Source organism: Paenibacillus sp. V4I9 (assembly GCF_030817295.1).
Classification (GTDB): Bacteria; Bacillota; Bacilli; order Paenibacillales; family NBRC-103111; genus Paenibacillus_E.
Genome location: NZ_JAUSZE010000001.1, coordinates 3,418,238 through 3,434,771, shown reverse-complemented (window position 1 = coordinate 3,434,771; position 16,534 = coordinate 3,418,238). Strand labels below are relative to the sequence as shown.

General features: G+C 43.4%; 17 protein-coding genes and 1 pseudogene. 16 read left to right on the top strand and 2 right to left on the bottom strand.

Going from position 1 to position 16,534, the window contains the following annotated elements; all coding sequences use genetic code 11:
• Positions 1–332: 332 nt before the first annotated feature.
• The 9 genes and pseudogenes from QFZ81_RS16025 (at position 333) to QFZ81_RS15985 (ending at position 6,365) form a co-directional block, all read left to right on the top strand.
• Positions 333–1,014, top strand: a pseudogene (locus QFZ81_RS16025) (SDR family NAD(P)-dependent oxidoreductase).
• Positions 1,015–1,034: 20 nt separating this feature from the next.
• Positions 1,035–1,307 (top strand): NADPH-dependent FMN reductase, encoded by a 273-nt coding sequence (locus QFZ81_RS16020; protein WP_307603515.1) that lies wholly within the window; start codon positions 1,035–1,037, stop codon positions 1,305–1,307.
• Positions 1,308–1,964: 657 nt separating this feature from the next.
• Positions 1,965–2,156 (top strand): hypothetical protein, encoded by a 192-nt coding sequence (locus tag QFZ81_RS16015; protein ID WP_307603514.1) that lies wholly within the window; start codon positions 1,965–1,967, stop codon positions 2,154–2,156.
• Between the two features lie 648 nt (positions 2,157–2,804).
• Positions 2,805–3,368 (top strand): SH3 domain-containing protein, encoded by a 564-nt coding sequence (locus QFZ81_RS16010; RefSeq protein WP_307603512.1) that lies wholly within the window; start codon positions 2,805–2,807, stop codon positions 3,366–3,368.
• Positions 3,369–3,564: 196 nt separating this feature from the next.
• On the top strand, positions 3,565–4,317 hold the full coding sequence (locus QFZ81_RS16005) for a hypothetical protein (protein ID WP_307603510.1): 753 nt from the start codon (positions 3,565–3,567) through the stop codon (positions 4,315–4,317).
• 220 nt (positions 4,318–4,537) lie between these two features.
• Positions 4,538–4,948 (top strand): GNAT family N-acetyltransferase, encoded by a 411-nt coding sequence (locus QFZ81_RS16000; protein ID WP_307449732.1) that lies wholly within the window; start codon positions 4,538–4,540, stop codon positions 4,946–4,948.
• A gap of 54 nt (positions 4,949–5,002) precedes the next feature.
• On the top strand, positions 5,003–5,161 hold the full coding sequence (locus QFZ81_RS15995; protein ID WP_307442738.1) for a hypothetical protein: 159 nt from the start codon (positions 5,003–5,005) through the stop codon (positions 5,159–5,161).
• A gap of 591 nt (positions 5,162–5,752) precedes the next feature.
• Positions 5,753–5,941, top strand: coding sequence for a hypothetical protein (locus QFZ81_RS15990; RefSeq protein WP_307603507.1), 189 nt, complete (start codon positions 5,753–5,755; stop codon positions 5,939–5,941).
• A 34-nt stretch (positions 5,942–5,975) separates the two neighbouring features.
• Positions 5,976–6,365: a class I SAM-dependent methyltransferase gene (locus QFZ81_RS15985; protein WP_307603505.1), complete on the top strand. Its 390-nt coding sequence runs from the start codon at positions 5,976–5,978 to the stop codon at positions 6,363–6,365.
• A gap of 1,138 nt (positions 6,366–7,503) precedes the next feature.
• Here the strand turns inward: QFZ81_RS15985 and spoVB are convergent.
• Positions 7,504–9,054, bottom strand: coding sequence for a stage V sporulation protein B (gene spoVB, locus QFZ81_RS15980; protein WP_307603503.1), 1,551 nt, complete (start codon positions 9,052–9,054; stop codon positions 7,504–7,506).
• A gap of 351 nt (positions 9,055–9,405) precedes the next feature.
• On the opposite strand from spoVB, the gene QFZ81_RS15975 reads away from it, so the two are divergent.
• The 5 genes from QFZ81_RS15975 (at position 9,406) to QFZ81_RS15960 (ending at position 12,327) form a co-directional block, all read left to right on the top strand.
• The gene (locus QFZ81_RS15975; protein WP_307602321.1) at positions 9,406–10,692 is read left to right on the top strand and encodes an IS110 family RNA-guided transposase; all 1,287 of its coding nucleotides are present in this window, start codon (positions 9,406–9,408) and stop codon (positions 10,690–10,692) included.
• A gap of 537 nt (positions 10,693–11,229) precedes the next feature.
• A complete protein-coding gene (locus tag QFZ81_RS15970; RefSeq protein ID WP_307603502.1) occupies positions 11,230–11,547 on the top strand; it encodes a hypothetical protein in 318 nt (105 codons plus the stop codon).
• Positions 11,544–11,807 (top strand): ADP-ribosylglycohydrolase family protein, encoded by a 264-nt coding sequence (locus tag QFZ81_RS37375; protein ID WP_373463680.1) that lies wholly within the window; start codon positions 11,544–11,546, stop codon positions 11,805–11,807. Before QFZ81_RS15970 ends, QFZ81_RS37375 begins: the two co-directional genes overlap by 4 nt.
• Before the next feature lie 17 nt (positions 11,808–11,824).
• Positions 11,825–12,061: a hypothetical protein gene (locus QFZ81_RS15965; protein ID WP_307442743.1), complete on the top strand. Its 237-nt coding sequence runs from the start codon at positions 11,825–11,827 to the stop codon at positions 12,059–12,061.
• Positions 12,062–12,084: 23 nt separating this feature from the next.
• Positions 12,085–12,327, top strand: a complete 243-nt coding sequence (locus QFZ81_RS15960) for a hypothetical protein (RefSeq protein ID WP_307442744.1) — start codon at positions 12,085–12,087, stop codon at positions 12,325–12,327.
• Positions 12,328–12,332: 5 nt separating this feature from the next.
• Here QFZ81_RS15960 and QFZ81_RS15955 read toward each other — a convergent pair whose 3' ends face one another.
• The gene (locus QFZ81_RS15955; protein ID WP_307442745.1) at positions 12,333–13,253 is read right to left on the bottom strand and encodes a LysR family transcriptional regulator; all 921 of its coding nucleotides are present in this window, start codon (positions 13,251–13,253) and stop codon (positions 12,333–12,335) included.
• 206 nt (positions 13,254–13,459) lie between these two features.
• Here QFZ81_RS15955 and QFZ81_RS15950 point away from each other — a divergent pair, with 206 nt between their 5' ends.
• Together QFZ81_RS15950 and garD are read left to right on the top strand one after the other, a co-directional pair.
• Positions 13,460–14,827 (top strand): MFS transporter, encoded by a 1,368-nt coding sequence (locus tag QFZ81_RS15950; RefSeq protein WP_307442746.1) that lies wholly within the window; start codon positions 13,460–13,462, stop codon positions 14,825–14,827.
• A gap of 38 nt (positions 14,828–14,865) precedes the next feature.
• Entirely contained in the window at positions 14,866–16,401 is a 1,536-nt protein-coding gene (garD, locus tag QFZ81_RS15945; protein WP_307603500.1) for a galactarate dehydratase, read from the top strand.
• Positions 16,402–16,534 lie beyond the last annotated feature (133 nt).

Here is a 16,534-nt window from a genome sequence, read left to right as displayed (position 1 = left end):
AGCCAAGCTTCGAGATTTCCATATTTAAATGATCTTCTCTGAGAGAGCATTGTTATTCTTGGTAATGATCGACCGCTTAAGCATTATCCAATTGTTTTTCTGATTACTATGAAAATTCGCGGTTGCAGTGATACGGGGAACCTTATCATAAGTAACAGCGAAATTTGGGTTTAATACTAGGTAGTTTCAATTTTAATTTTTTATCATCTATCCTTTTCTAGTGCTATGTATTATTTTTTCTACTTTTTCAAATGATTTCAATTCGAAATTATCAAAGTTTTGTTTTATATTAACTTGTCTGTTTGGATCTTCGTAGTAATCGACTACACTTGATGGGACACCGTAATCACTTGCAATTCTTAGTTGTTTTCACTTCTGCTAACGATTCGAGTGCTGCGTCAACGGTTTTGAAGGAAATCGGAGAAAGTGGCGGAATAGGCGAAGCCGTACAGATGGATTTAACCCAAAGATCTTCCATTCAGGAGGCCATAACTGAAGTAGGAAAGAAATATGGCGCCATATCAGTTCTAGTCAATAATGCCGTTACCGGCGGCCGGCATCCCGTTCGTATTGCAGAGAGTGACTCAGAGGAATGGCTTCAAATGATTGACCACAATCTTAAAGCGACATACCTTGTAACAAAAATGGTGCTCCCGTTCATGAAAGGCAGTCCATGGGGACGAATTGTTCATGTCTCGTCGGAGATAGCGGAAGACGGCAGCAGGTGCATCCTCCTATATGACGACAAAAGCCGGATTACACGGTTTCAATGGGGCGCTTGCCGTCGAGCTTGCGAGTGAAGGGATATTTTCCAATGTAGTCTTACCCGGACTAACGTTGACGGAACGCAACTTGAGGGATCTTCCGGCTGAAATGCTGCAAAATTTCACTTCATCCATACCTGCCAAGCGGTTAGGAACGCCAGATTGTGTAGCAAGCCTCATCACGTTTCTTGGTTCAACCGCAAACACTTTCGTCAATGGCGAAATAATTCGTGTAACTGGCGGCAAATAACCTGGAAGGGGATTCTATCCATGAGTAACCATGATCAAGCAATCCATATCGTTGGCGTCTGCGGAGGTACTAGGGAAGGTTCTTATAATCGTATGCTGCTACACACAGCAGCAAGTCTGTTTCCAGAGCAAATCGTTTACCAGGAAGCCAATATCACATCTTTACCCTTTTATAATCAGGATCATGAGGCGAATCTGTTGCTATTATTGGTGCTAGTCGGGGAATGTTCGGGCCGGTTCGAAGTCACATGCATCTTAGGGATGTATTGTTCAGATGTAATGCTGCAACGATAAGCAGACCGGAGGTTTACGTAAACCATGTCTCATCGAAAATAGATGCTGACGGCAATGTCACTGATGAAGCGGTGGTAACACTTCTGAAGTCGGCGGTTGAAGAATTGGTTAATGCTATAGCCACCAGAGCTGGACTAAGATAATGATGATAACAAATACGATAGCGCCAAGTTGAACAGGTTGCCGAACAAATTGGCAGCCTGTTCAACTAACGGAAACTATAGCTCAAACAGAACGAAACGAGGCTGTCGGCACATGAACTGCAGCCTTGCTTCGTTAGCAGTTTAGTGAAAAAGGAATCAAGTGGTAATAATAAACTAAATTATTGTGCAGACGGGACGTTGAAATAAATGGGATTTGTCGGTACTCCTCTATGGGACATTATTTATTTCCCTTTTATGGCGTTATAATAGCGCTTCTTACCTGGGGACTCTACAGAGAAGAAAAGAAAAATACAAATAACACTGACGCGGGCAATGATTGAAATGAAAGGTTAGAGGTTTTTCAACGGATAACAAGTGCTCATCAAAGGTTGCCAACATCGGTCATACTCGGTCCATCTAGACGGAGGACTTTGCTTCCTTGAATTCCTGAATAAAAAGTAAATATAAGGCGAATAATTGCCTAGTAATGAAATCCACCTTAAGGAGGCTTGCAATGACTGAAAACAACCAGTTTGATGAAGTCGAAGACTTCATCAGCTTTGAAGCTTTGTCGGCTATGACTGATGCTGAGATGCCAGATGAAAGCGAAAATCCTGATGATCATGATCCGAAGAAAGATAATCAATTCGATAATCAATTCTTATATCCGCCGATTAATCCGCATCCTCGAAATGACTTAGAATAGTGTCATCTGCCAATGTAGACAATTAGTATCCGATGAAGTTTGGTTCTCGTCAAAGGGAACGATAGCTCGCTTGAGGCTGCCGACAATGCAGCCTTTTTTTCACTTTCGGGCAGGTTACATCAAGTTGATTTGGGAAAAATGAATCCAAATATCTCATTAAGTTATTGGGCAGGTTTACGCAATAACACTTCTGAGGATATTTACAAATTATTAGTAATCATTTTTTGTCATTAGGTAACTATTCCCAGTTTAGAGCGTCTATACATAAAAGGAAGGCGTAGTAATAGGTGTAAAAAAAAAATTGAGACAAACGAAACAACGAACCAAACAACCGAACCAATAATCGATCCAACACAGAATGTGCTACTTTAAATCGTGAAACTAAAAGAAAAGAAGGGAAAGGAGATCCAGAGATGAGAATACTTTCCGTTCTGCTACTCCTTTGTGGAGACATCATGGCCTCTGGTTGCCAGCAAGATAGAACTCCGTCCATGGCTGTTTCGACCTTCGAAGCTATCCCGGAAAAAATCCAGAAAGAGCAGAATGCCTCCACCTACGAGGTTACGGACGCAACTACATCCTCAACTCAAGTTTCAAAGAAGGCCCCCGAAGTATCTGTCCCGGCATATGGCCTGTGGGGTTAGACCGGTGTTTGAAGTGAACAAAGGTGATGCTTTTCGCATATTAGCGGCACAAGACGATTACGTCCAAGTCGAATCCCAAGATCTAAGAGGCTGGATTCCCGCGTTCTATTTCAGCAAGAAAGCCGCCAATATTCATACGGAAGCCCCTTATGAGATGATCGTCGCGAAGGAAGTGCCAGTGTCTTCTGCTCCTGGACAGCAAGCAAAAGAACCGCATTTGGACTTATGGGCTGGCAAGGTGGTCCTTATTAAAAAATCCTATGAGGATTGGGTGGCTGTGCGTATCGTACAGTATGGTGCGGAATATGGCGCAGATATGTGGGTGCCAAAGTCCTCCTTACATGTTTACGATCCGGTAAATGCCAAGGAGGGTAGACTTGCGCTGCACTCGACCATCTATGATGAACACGGTCATATTAAAGATGAAGAGTGGGTCAATTCGGTCTTTATTCAGGCAGAGACGCAAATAGATAAGATCGGTTCTGTATATCAAATTATTGGTCCAGGAGGACAAATAGGGTATATTCGGGTAAAAGATTTTATCCCGAATCCGTTCATTGATAACTAAAATCCTGTTGAATCTATCAGATCTGCCTAAATCTCTAATTGATCGGCTGCCTGTTAAGTTAACGGGAGTTTAGCTATAAAATTATATTTTTTACACCTTTTATTTGTGCGATGTTATTAAATTAATCAGTGGATTCAGTATTATAATTTCGCATGCGTTAGAAAAGCTATCTATCCGCAAAAAGGAGACTATCTGAGTGAAAAACGTTATTCCGCTGGGGATATTATTGCTCGTTCTAGTGCTTACGGGATGTGGTGACAGGATGGCGAACCTTGAAAATGGTACCTCTTCGACAGTATTGTCGGATACCACAATGGCATCTGTATCTAAGTTTCCTCACAGCTCAATGCCAGTTTCGTCTCCACCAGCTACAGAGGCAAACTTAGTATTAGAAGATAAATCAATTAGAGCAATAGGGACGCATTCGGATGGGCGACTTCTCGTCAAACCTGCGAACAAAGCGAGCGTAGCCCCTCTAGGGGCACCTAGTTGTTATGGGGTTGAAACTGATCTCCGTTGGTCAGGGGACTATGACATGGTATGGGAATCTGGGGAAAACTTAACACAAATTATGACATTTCCAATTGACTTCGAAATTGTACAACAAAAAGATTCGCCAGTCATCATGCAGTCATTTACCTTTGAAGATACGGATATATTTACCTATGTTCCTCGTTATACAGATTGTCATGGTCTCGAAACATACCTTTTCGGAGTATGTAATGGGAAGGCTTTTCCGATATCGCTTGAGATAAAACCCGGAGTGAATTGGATGGCTATAAGCCAAATGCCGCACCGTCTATTAAAGGTTGCCAACGGAGAATTCATCGTTACCGGCGGATACGCGGCGGGACAGGATTTCATTAACGTCTATCACTTCCGATATGATCCAAAGAAAAAGTCAATGATTCTGAAAAGTACAGATCAAATGATGCCGAACGATATGTAATACAACATGAGCTGCGGCATTGTGAAGTAAAAGGAAATGGACAGAGTTCACTCATGAGCAACTCAAAAGCGGACTTTTTGATTGCTCTGCTGGTACTGATTGAGCTAACGAGAAACGAGTTAAACATCAGAAGGGCTGCTGTGTGGCAGTTTTCACTCTGTTAACTGGCAGTTTACAAAAGATGGATTAGTTGATTACTGTGGCATCAAGGAGGGGGATGATGAAGATAGTTGTTGCAACTGATTCAGACTATGAATACATACGAGAACGTGACCATCATATTTTAGAGAACTTAATATTGCCAAAAATAAAGAAAAATGAAATATACATACTACGGAACCAAGATGAAAGTAATATTGGATGGATGAGATACGGGTATTTCTGGGATAACACCCCCTTCATGAATATGATTTGGGTCGACGAACAATATCGAGGCAAGGGTGTAGGCAAGCAAGTTGTCCTCTTATGGGAAGATCAAATGAAACAAAATGGCTTTAAATTGGTTATGACGTCTACTCAGGCTAATGAGGAGGCACAGCACTTCTACAGAAATTTAGGATATCGGGATGCGGGATGTTTATTACTCGAAAATGAGCCGATGGAAATCATTCTGACTAAAAAATTAATTTAAACCACGGGTTACTAACGTTAAAGAATAGTTGTATGTTGGGATGTGGGAGTGTATATGGAAGAATTCTTATATTACTATTACGATAAATCAACGGGTCCCTTTCGTAATTTATCTGATCTAGAAGCGGATAAAGCTGAACGAGTTCTCAACAATATCCGTCTTCAAAAGAAAGGATTCGCTAGAAAACGCTCTATGGATGTAATCTTGAAATAATGGCAAGGGAATTGTTTATATTAAAAGGTGGGAAGCCAACGCGAAATCATCCCCATTACATGACTATTGGGGAGTGTCCTTGGTTTTTGGATTGGTATCCAAAGGGTGGGAAACTTCAAATTTCAATGAAAGATTTCGAATCGCATAACGTTAGTTTTACTTATGGTGATTTATTCCCGACTATGAGATTCAAAGATGATAAGCCGTATCGAGGTCAGGTCTACACCATGGATGAGATTTGTAATAAATGAATACGGATTACCACAAGAGTGGAATTCAGAGGGAAATTAAGGACCAGAGCCATATATAGAAGTACAAATTTGGGATGACAAACCTTTGAAGGGTTATTGAACAAACGAGAAACGATAGTGAAGGAGCTTGCCTCGCGGCAGCTCCTTTTTCTGTTCATTCAAGTAACGGGCAGTAGAGCGTGGTGGATACTTCCAGTGGATATGCTGTTAAGAGTTAGTCTTAATCTCATAATACGAACGGGCAGGATACCCTGATTGAAAGAAGAATTTTATGCGGAAAACCCACAGTATAAAGATATAAGCAAAAGAATATGATGAGTAACGTATAAGGAGGAAGATAGTGTACTTGAAGAATGACTATAAGATATTGCGCAAGTCATTTGAACAATCCGCGAGCCTTTATCAACAGGCGCGTCCGGATTTCCCAGAAGAATTGTTCGATGATTTAATTCATGCGACAAATTTGCATCCAGGTGATCGTTTGTTGGAAGTGGGTCGTGCTCTACAGGAAAGGCTACTCTTCCGTTAACCAAGCGCGGATTTAAAAATCACGTGCGTAGAACTTGGCGCTGAGCTCGCTGCAGTTGCCCGTCAAAAACCTTGTCGGAATGGACGTCGACATAATCACGGGAAGTTTCGAAGACTGGCAACCAGAGACGGAGAAAGGGATTGATTTGGTATTCGCTGCAACCGCTTGGAAATGGGTTGATCCCGAAGTTCGATACATCAAGGCATGGCAAGTCCTACGTTCAGGCGGACATCTGGCATTTTGGAACGCAGATCACGTTTTTCCAGACGGTGGGGACCCATTCTTCCGTGAAATTCAAGCCGTTTACTATGAGATCGGCGAGGGTAATTCGGTAGACAACAACGAATGGCCGCGACCAGGGGAACTACACGAGCAAAGAGATGAGATTGAGAAAAGCGGGCTGTTTGAGGTTGTTCACGTTTGACACTTCGATTGGGAGCGCATTTATCATGTTGAAGAGTACATTAAACTCCTCGAAACTTTCTCCGGACACATACTTATGGAGGAATGGAAACGCGACAAGCTCTTCAACGAAATCCGAGTTCGCCTTTATAGCCGTCCAGAAAAGTTTTCCTTAGAAATGGCGAACTTTCGATTATTAGTGAGGATAACTATTTTAACTGCAGACCAGAAGCAGATCGAAAAGAAATCCATAGTATAAATGAAATGATGAATGATGATAGAAAGACTTGAAACATTACGCTAACGCAGAACGTTAGTTAAATAAAAATAGCTGGTTCACCACCATTGAGGTGATGGTTTTTATTTTGGTAAAAAATCAACAACACATGATCCATTAACTGCCATTACATTTTTTTGAATTTTACACATAATTAAAAATATCTAATTTTAGTTTCATAAAAAAAAGGTGGCAACATTCGTGCAAAATCAGAAAAACCTAGCGGGAATCAGAGGCTGGCTTCTATTCTATGTGAGTTACTCAATTGTTGGAGTTTCGATCAATCCATATTACATTTTCAAGATGATAGAAGAGGTACTAGAATGGGATGTTGAAAGAGTGTATGCTATTGGTTCTTATATTTTACTAGAATTTTTATCATTTCTCTTTTTAATTTATTAAAGAAGAACAAGAATGGACCATTGATTACAATCATAACTGAATTAATAGCGATATTATTTAAAATAATTGATTTCTTTTTCTCAAATAGAACACTATATGATGTTCTTGATTCAACTCTTATAATTATTGTGGGAATGATATGCATTTTATATTTTAGATATTCGAAAAGAGTAAATACAACTTTTTGAATGTATCTCAAGAAGGCACTGGCATCAGATAGTTCAACTAACGCAGCACTATAGCTCAATTAATAACTAAAACGCGGCTGCCGGCACAGATCGGCAGCCGCGTTGTGTGGGATCAACACATCCAGTTACTGCCGATAAACACCATTCTGTGACCACTATGTTCAATTCAGAAGGGAAAATTATTCAGTGGTAATGAGCAAGGCAATGAAATTAACATGGAAAAAGAACATTACGCTTTAAGCCAGCAGCGAAAAAGCAGCCGATCATGGCTGCTTTTTCTCTTTCATGTAAACTTACCATGGAATCGAAAATCTGTGGCGCGTACTTTTCCAATTCAACGTACCCGTCAATACGAGTGCGGCGAAATAGAGAAACAAGGAACAGACGATTGAAGTGATTACGCACCATAACTGCGGCATACCATGGCTGGCAACATAGTTATAGGTCCAGTGTCCGCATATCACCATCAGCATCATGCAGATCCCAACCTTGACATAAGGACGAATACTCCAATAAAATCCGATCGAGCTTGAGATGGAAAAGAAGTTCAGCAGTGTTTGCATCACAATGCCGATACCGATGCCGTACGCAACGCCAATAATACCAAATTGGCTGCCGAATACGAAGATCGAGACACCCTTGAATACGGTGGCTATTACGTAATTCCACAGCGTAGCTTTCGCGCGGCCGAGCCCGAGCAGAATCGCATGAAGCGGAGCGTCGAAATAATGCAGGAAAAACATCGGCGCCAGTATTTTCAGAAGCAATCCTGCTTCAGGTGCATTATAGAAAAGTGTCGTTAGTGGAGTTGCCCACTCGTACAAGATAACGGTTGCCGGCGCGCCGATCATGAGTCCCAAGATCATAGCCTGATTCATCCTCTCATGTATGAGCAGACTGTTCTTGTTCGCCGCTGCCTCGCCAATCGCAGGAATGAGAGCGGTGGACAAGGACTGCGTGATAAAGCTTGGCATGAAAAGCAGCGGAAACGCATAGCCGGCCAGCTGGCCGAATTGCTTCGTGGCTAACGCCGTGCCGATGCCGGCCAGCGCCAGGCTGGTTGTAATAAGAAGCGGCTGGAAGGTGCTGTATAACGAATGAATGACACCGTGCCCGGTCGTCGGCAGTCCGATCTGCAGCAGCTCGCCGAGTGTGCTTCTTCCTTGTTTCAGGTGGCTTGCCCAAGTCTCGCCCGGCATCTTCGATTCACCGTATAGCTTGTAGCTTGTCACCAGGAATAGGAGGCTGATCGCTTCGCTGACAACAGAGGCAGCCATTGCTCCGGCAGCCGCATAAGCGACGCCGTAAGGCAGCAATAGGTGGACCAGCGCAAGTACACAGGCGATTTGCACCGTATGCTCCAGCAAATCCGAAGCGGCAATGGTCTTCATCTGCTGCATGCCGCGGAAATATCCCTTTAATACGGCGGAGACAGCGACGATCGGCGCGATCGGCGTAATCGCCAGCATCGCGTAATAAGCGCGTTGGTCGCTTAGCAGAATGGATGCGATCCACTCAGATCCAAGTAACGATATGGTCGTGAGCGCTACGCTCAAGACGCCCGTGACAGCGAGCGAGACATGCAGGATGCGCCTCACTTTCATCCGTTCGCCGCGAGCGTGGGCCTCTGCGACCAACTTTGAAATTGCCACCGGCAATCCAAGCTCCGTAATCGTAATGACGAGCGGGACGAGCGGATGCGCCATCATCAAGATGCCGATTCCCTCTGCGCCCAGTACGCGAGCGATATACATGCCGCTGATAAAACCGAGAATACGGTTGATGAAAGCAGCGACAGACAAGACCAGCGTACCTCTCATGAACGATTGCCCGTGTTGTGACATGACTTGTGTCCTCCTGTTTATCGAATACTTAAATGTATTCAAAAATTGGAAAAGCATGCGAACAAGCCGTTGTTGATGTCATTTTTGGACATGTGATGGCGCATAGCGGCGCGGCGACTTTTTCTATTTAACTTTTCTTCTAGGCGATAGTATTCTATTGTTTGTTCTTGGCTTGATTGTGTTGGTGGTTGAATATTTTAACAAGGATTAGTGCCAAGTCATAGTGTAACTTGTTACGCTAAACATTCCTGTATAGCCTAAGAAATGGGCTTTGTCAAAAAAGGAGCGCCTCGGTATGATGGGTTTGTGCACGGGTTCGAAACCCAATACCATCAAGGAGGCGCTCTAACTATGAAGTTTAAACAAAACGATGGACAAAATCAACGTATTGAACGAATTTCCACCTCGCATCTTGTAGTAGGTATCGACATGGCGAAGGAAATTCATGTCGCGCAGGCTACTAACTTTCGGGGTATCGTTCTGGCCAAGCGACATCTATCATTTACGAACGACTTAGAAGGATTCGAAAGATTACAACGTTGGATGGATGAATTGCAACAGAAACACCGATTGAATACCCTAATCATCGGTATGGAGCCAACCGGACACTACTGGTTCAACCTGGCTAATTGGCTTGCCGACAAAGGCATAAACGTTGTCATGGTGAACCCAGCAACCACCAAACGAAATAAGGAGAACCGCGATAATTGTCCGTCCAAGAGTGATCCTAAGGATGCCCTTGTTATCGCAGACGTCGTCTGTCGAGGCTATTACTATGAATACACGAGACAGACTACCGTCTTTCAAAGGTTGCGGACGATGATGAGTGACCGGGAATTTTGGGTGACGAATAGTGTGCGGCTGCAGAACCGGATCATCCGTTGGTTAGATATTCGGTTCCCCGAGTATACCTCGGTGTTTAAAGACTGGACCTGCAAACGTTCCTTGGCTACTCTTAAAGATTTACCCTCACCGCTAGATCTTCAGTCACTGTCCGTATCCGAGGTAATTACAAGTTGGAGAAGGCATATGAAACGAGCTGGTGGTTCTACGGGTACTCAGAAAGCTGCGCAGCTTATTTCACAAGCTAAGCAGAGTGTAGGAGACAAGACAGCTCTTCATGAAGCCAAGCAAGATTTAAGGCGGTTATTAGAAGAGTTTGAGCGTATCGTTGAAATACTAGAAAAGATTGAAAAGGACACTCAAGCATTGCTAAAAGAAATTCCTATTGCCGATCAGCTTCGATCGATCAAAGGCCTAGGCACAATCTTCATAGCAGCCATTCTATCTTGTGCTGGCGACCTTAGGCAGTATGCACATGGACGTCAGTTATTGCGTAAAGCAGGTCTAAACTTGGCTGAAAGAATGTCAGGAAAACACAAGGGACAAATCAAACTTTCGAAACGGGGAGATGCTACGTTACGCAAATATTTGTATTTGGCGACAATCACACTCGTAGGAACGAATCCAGTCTTTCGACAGATGCACGAGAATAATGTTCAGATCAAGCAAATGAAGAAACAACAGTCCCTTTTTAAGCTGCTTGGAAAATTGGCTCGAATTCTGGTTGGCATTGTTCAAAGAGGAGAAGCATTTTTACCTGAAAAAGCTACCCCCAACTACGCTCCGGCAGCCTAAGACTTATTGTTGATAACGTAGATTGACTCATTCGCAGGATATTCACAAAGAAAGCACGGAGGACCGAGTTCGTTCTCCAAAAGGGCACAGACCCATCCGCTAAACGCTATCGGTCTCCACACCTTGGTCAGGTATAACGAAGGAATGTAAGGGCATAGACCCGTTGAGCCTTGGGAGGGTGAACCTCTAAGGAAATTGTGGAGTATGCGTGCAGTAGAGTATGAACTGGGGAAATATTCCACGTGTTCCTCTGTTCCCGTATGCCCAAAATATGAACCAACGGTTCTAACCAACTTAGTATCTGAACGATATTGATTTTAAAGGTGATGAAATCCTGCGAATGAGTGAGTATACGTGAGATAAACCCTTAAAACCGAGGGACGCAGAACGATAGTTTAATATCAGAGAGCTGCTATAGGCTGAAATTCGTTTATATGAATGAAAAATAGCAGTCGGGTCTAAAAAGGAAAAAATTAGTTTCATCGCGAATATTAGAAATATGGCGAAAGTGAATATGGCTTTGGCAAGAGGTGAATTATGTTAGGTGCTGTTATAGGGGATGTAATTGGTTCAGTGTTTGAGTGGCATAATACCAAGTCTACTAAGTTTAAACTCTATGATAGGTTCACGAGATTTACAGATGATACTGTTTTAACAGTAGCTATAGCAGACGCTATTCTAAACAAGAAAAAACAAAGTAATAAGCATTATTACGCAAGCAAGAGATTATATGCTAATAAATTAAGGCAATACGCAAGATGGTATCCTAACGTTGGGTATGGTCAAAAGTTTGAGGAATGGGCTTTGAGTAACAACCCCAACCATACAGAAGTTATGGAAACGGATCGGCTATGAGAGTGTGCCCGATAGGATTTGCCTTTAGCTCTTTAGAAGAAGTGATGATTGAGTCCAGAAGATCAGCATTAGTAACCCACAATCATAGACAAGGTATCATTGGTGCTCAAGCCGTAGCTTGTGTAGTCTTTCTAGCGAGTAACAATAAATCAAAAGATGAAATTAAATCATTTATTCAGCAGAGATTCAAATACAATCTCAAGCAAAGACTAGATGACATAAGGCCAAACTATACTTTTGATCTAAACTGTCAACACTGAAAGGACGACAACTATAATTGGAACTAAAAACCGTTTTAAGAATTACATTAAGTGTAGTTGCCTTGATAATATATGTAATGCAATTAATTCAACTGTATCGTTTTACAAAGAAATTAAAGGGAGAACTTAAGAAGGGGCGAGTTTTATCACGAAATTTTAGAGAAAAATGGGGAAGACGGGAAAACATCAATATTATTTTTATAATCTTTGCAACTGTTTGTATGATTGTGGCTGTCTTTTTAAGGGATGAATAGCTTGTCGGCTCACCAATTTTTCATTGGTTCAACGGAGAACGATAGAGGAGGAGCTTGCTTTTCGGAAGATCCTTTTTCTATTTATTGGAGAGTCGCCAAATTTCAAAAATGGCAGCGGCGATCTGAAGAGCAGCGGCAAATACTTTCGCGACCGGGCACGCAGCTTTAACAACAAGGGATTGGTGAACGAATACCGTAAGCCGAAGCAATCCTACCGCGAGGTACGCGATGTTTACCAGTCTTGGGGAGATGAAGTTCAAGCTTAAATTTTTTATCCGTAATTCATCATTTTTCTTGTCCAGTAATCCGTAGAAATTCGTATTAGATCATGGGCTACATTGCATAGGTAGCTGCCTTTTTTATAACTGGCTGCTACTTCCCATTCCGGATTTTGTTTGATCGAAAAATAGGAGACGTTCGTGCTGGGCTTGGCGTACGTAATCGGAAAAATGGAGCAGCAGATGCCCTCCGCAACCATTTTGAATAAGGTTTGGCAGCTTCTGGTTTCCAACAAAATGTCAGGACTGATGTTTTCTTCGTTGATCAGATGATCATAGATTTCGCGAAGGGTCGAGCCTTTTTGCATAGTGGCAAAGGAGTCGTTTTCAAAACGCTTTAAGCTTATTTCAGGAAGTTGTTCGCCAAGCTTTCCTCCCAAGTGTGCAAGAGGATGAGCATTTGGAACACCTAGAATAATCTTTTCAGAACAGATATGGATATAATGATCATTCGTTTTTTGGGAGTTTTGCAAAGTTAAAAATCCAATATCAAGATTACCTTGAAAGATTTCGTATTGTTGTTTTTTGACGGACATTTCAATAGGCTCAATTTTTACATTCGGATATTTTTTATAGAGAATTGGGTATATAGCCGCAAACATCTTAATACCGCGCTCCGGAGTTAATCCAACAATCAATTTTCCTTCTTTTATCTCAAGAATATCGTTAATCCGGTTGTACGTTTCTTTTTTTATGCGTACGATTTCTTTCGCGTTCTCGACATAAATTTTCCCGGCATGCGTCAAGTGCCAATTGCTTCTTGAACGTACGAAAAGCTGTGTGCCCAGTTCTTTCTCAAGTTTTAAAAGCTGCTGGTTTAAGGCAGATTGGGTGATAAAAAGCTTTTCCGCAGCTTTTGTTATATTGTTTTCTTCCGCTATCTTAATCATATAATCCAACTGTTTTAAATCCATTCGAAGAAAATTCGCCTCCTTACTCTTAAATTTATTTAGAGAAATCTAAATATTTACACTTTTACTTTATTATAATTTCAGATTACGATGTTTTTGGGAAAATAACAAGTATCGAGGACGCTTTCCGATGTGAATGTAAGCGCTGTAAATGATTAATGAAGTGATATTGAGGTTGTTAGGCAAACAAATGAAGGAGGAAAAATGAGATGGATGTCAATAGCACTAAAGTTTCGAATCATCTTTCTTCAGCTATAGCGTTTGCAGGAAAAACCCGGGTACGCTATATGATTTTGTTGGTATTGTTTGTCATAACGACGATAAATTATGCCGACCGCGCCGTCATATCGATAGCGGGAACACCGATGTCGAAAGAGCTTGGCTTGGATGCGGTTTCCATGGGTTATGTGTTCTCAGCTTTTTCGTGGGCCTATGTGATCGGCCAATTACCGGGCGGGTGGTTTCTCGACCGTTTCGGTTCGAAGTTGATCTACACGCTCAGCATTTTTTTCTGGTCCTTTTTTACGATTACGCAAGGTTTTATCGGTTTCTTCAGTACGGGTATCGCAATAACCATGTTGTTCGTGCTCCGTTTTATGGTCGGTTTGTCGGAAGCGCCTTCATTCCCAGCGAACAGCAGAATCGTATCGGCATGGTTCCCGACGAAGGAACGCGGAATGGCATCGGCGATTTTCAATTCGGCTCAATATTTCGCTACGGTCATCTTTGCTCCAATCATGGGCTGGCTTACCAGCTCTTACGGTTGGAAGTCCGCATTTGTTATTATGGGTTTGATTGGGATTGTGCTGTGCGGGGTATGGGTAAAGACAATATATGGCCCCAAAGATCATCCGCGGGTGAATCAAGCGGAATTAGATTATCTAGAGCAAGGCGGAGCTTTGGTGAATCTGGATCAGGCGAGAGAAGGAAGCGCGAAAAACGCTGAAGTGAAATGGGGCTACTTGAAGCAGCTGCTGACAAACCGCATGACGGTAGGAATCTACACGGCTCAGTATTGTTTAAATACGCTTACTTATTTCTTTCTCACCTGGTTTCCGGTCTATCTGGTTAAAGAGCGGGGGATGTCCATTCTGAAAGCCGGATTTGTCGCTTCGCTGCCAGCCCTTTGCGGATTTATGGGCGGGATCTTAGGGGGACTCATTTCCGATTACTTGCTGAGGAGAGGAAAATCCTTATCGGTAGCCAGAAAAACGCCGATCGTGATCGGGATGCTCTTATCGACTTCGATGATCATCTGTAATTATGTAAAGGTCGACTGGCTTATCGTATCGATTATGGCATTAGCTTTCTTCGGAAAAGGCATAGGCGCATTGGGTTGGGCGGTCGTTTCGGATACATCCCCGAAAGAGATCGGCGGGTTAAGTGGAGGTCTGTTCAATACGTTCGGCAATCTTGCCGGAATTACGACTCCCATTATTATCGGGTATATTTTGAAAGCAACCGGCTCGTTTAATGGAGCGCTAATATTTGTCGGGGCCAACGCCTTTATGGTCATCCTGTGTTATTTGCTCATTGTCGGCGAGATTAAACGCGTTGAATTAAAGGCGAATTCATAAAATAAAAATTAACTTATCCGGATGGGGAGGTCATACTCATGACTTTGAAACAAACGCGGAATGAAACTCCTCTTTATATTAAAGTACATCCCAACGACAATGTTGCGATTATTGTCAATGAAGGCGGGTTGCCTAAAGGAACGGTATTTTCTTGCGGGCTCGAGCTAACGAATCATGTTCCTCAAGGACATAAGGTGGCGCTAACTGATATCAATAAAGGCGAAGCGATCATACGTTACGGAGAAGTGATCGGGCATGCCGTTCAACCGATTGTAAAAGGCAATTGGATCGACGAATCGTTGGTTGAGCTTCCGACACCACCGAGGTTGGAGGAACTATCGATAGCTAGCAACGTGCCGGCATTGTTGCCTTCTCTTGAGGGCTATACGTTTGAGGGTTACCGGAATGCAGATGGCAGCGTCGGAACGAAAAATATTCTTGGGATTACGACCAGCGTGCAATGCGTCGCCGGCGTACTGGAATATACGGTAAAGAGAATCAAAGCGGAGCTGCTTCCGAAATATCCGAATGTCGAGGATGTCGTAGCATTAACGCATACTTATGGATGCGGGGTTGCGATCAATGCGCCGGATGCGATTATTCCGATTCGCACGATTCAAAATCTTGCCCAGAACCCTAACTTTGGTGGGGAACTCATGGTCATTGGTTTGGGCTGCGAGAAGCTGAATCCTGAACGTTTGGTGCCGGAAGGGGACTCCGGTAAGATCATATCCTTGCAGGAGCATCACGGATTTATTCCTATGGTCAAATCGATCATGGAGATGGCGGAAGCCCGGCTCGATCGATTAAATCGCCGAAAGCGCATCACTAGCCCCGCTTCCGATTTGGTCGTCGGTTTGCAATGCGGTGGAAGCGATGCGTTCTCAGGGGTTACGGCCAATCCGGCAGTCGGCTATGCCGCCGATTTGTTAGTACGCGCCGGAGCGACGGTCATGTTCTCCGAAGTCACTGAAGTGAGGGATGCGGTTCATCTGTTAACACCGCGGGCATCTAGCGAAGAAGTCGGCCGGGCCTTGATTCGTGAGATGAAATGGTATGACGATTATTTGCAGAATGGTCAATCCGACCGAAGCGCCAATCCGTCACCGGGCAATAAAAAAGGCGGTCTCGCCAATGTGGTTGAAAAGTCGCTCGGATCAATCGTGAAATCAGGCACCAGCCCGATTGTTGGGGTCCTATCCCCCGGTGAAAGGACTGCCGAAAAAGGACTGATTTTCGCGGCAACGCCGGCTAGTGATTTTGTATGTGGCACTTTGCAACTAGCCTCCGGTATCAACTTGCAGGTGTTCACGACGGGGAGAGGGACGCCTTACGGTCTGGCTGTCGCTCCGGTGATTAAGGTGTCGACAAGAAATTCTTTGGCGGAACAATGGCATGATCTGATCGATCTGAATGCGGGGAGAATCGCAACGGGAGAGGCCACCATCGAGGAAATCGGCTGGGAAATCTTCCACTTGATCCTGGATGTCGCCAGCGGACGCAAGAAAACATGGGCGGATCATTGGGGACTATACAACGATTTGGCATTATTCAACCCTGCACCTGTAACCTGATCCGGGTTCTTATCCAGCCCGACAACGCTTCTTGATTCAAGGTTTGGCTGGCAGCTCAGAAAAAGGATAAAGTATAATAGTGCCCGGAAGGGCACTTTTTATATTTTAATAAAAACAAATGCGCACGCAAGAC

What these genes read in the sequence shown, in the direction of transcription:
- QFZ81_RS16020 (WP_307603515.1), top strand. Translation starts at nt 1,035, where the DNA reads ATGAGTAACCATGATCAAGCAATCCATATCGTTGGCGTCTGCGGAGGT.
- QFZ81_RS16015 (WP_307603514.1), top strand. Translation starts at nt 1,965, where the DNA reads ATGACTGAAAACAACCAGTTTGATGAAGTCGAAGACTTCATCAGCTTT.
- QFZ81_RS16000 (WP_307449732.1), top strand. Translation starts at nt 4,538, where the DNA reads ATGAAGATAGTTGTTGCAACTGATTCAGACTATGAATACATACGAGAA.
- QFZ81_RS15995 (WP_307442738.1), top strand. Translation starts at nt 5,003, where the DNA reads ATGGAAGAATTCTTATATTACTATTACGATAAATCAACGGGTCCCTTT.
- spoVB (WP_307603503.1), bottom strand. Translation starts at nt 9,054, where the DNA reads ATGTCACAACACGGGCAATCGTTCATGAGAGGTACGCTGGTCTTGTCT.
- QFZ81_RS15975 (WP_307602321.1), top strand. Translation starts at nt 9,406, where the DNA reads ATGAAGTTTAAACAAAACGATGGACAAAATCAACGTATTGAACGAATT.
- QFZ81_RS15970 (WP_307603502.1), top strand. Translation starts at nt 11,230, where the DNA reads ATGTTAGGTGCTGTTATAGGGGATGTAATTGGTTCAGTGTTTGAGTGG.
- QFZ81_RS37375 (WP_373463680.1), top strand. Translation starts at nt 11,544, where the DNA reads ATGAGAGTGTGCCCGATAGGATTTGCCTTTAGCTCTTTAGAAGAAGTG.
- QFZ81_RS15955 (WP_307442745.1), bottom strand. Translation starts at nt 13,253, where the DNA reads ATGGATTTAAAACAGTTGGATTATATGATTAAGATAGCGGAAGAAAAC.
- QFZ81_RS15950 (WP_307442746.1), top strand. Translation starts at nt 13,460, where the DNA reads ATGGATGTCAATAGCACTAAAGTTTCGAATCATCTTTCTTCAGCTATA.
- garD (WP_307603500.1), top strand. Translation starts at nt 14,866, where the DNA reads ATGACTTTGAAACAAACGCGGAATGAAACTCCTCTTTATATTAAAGTA.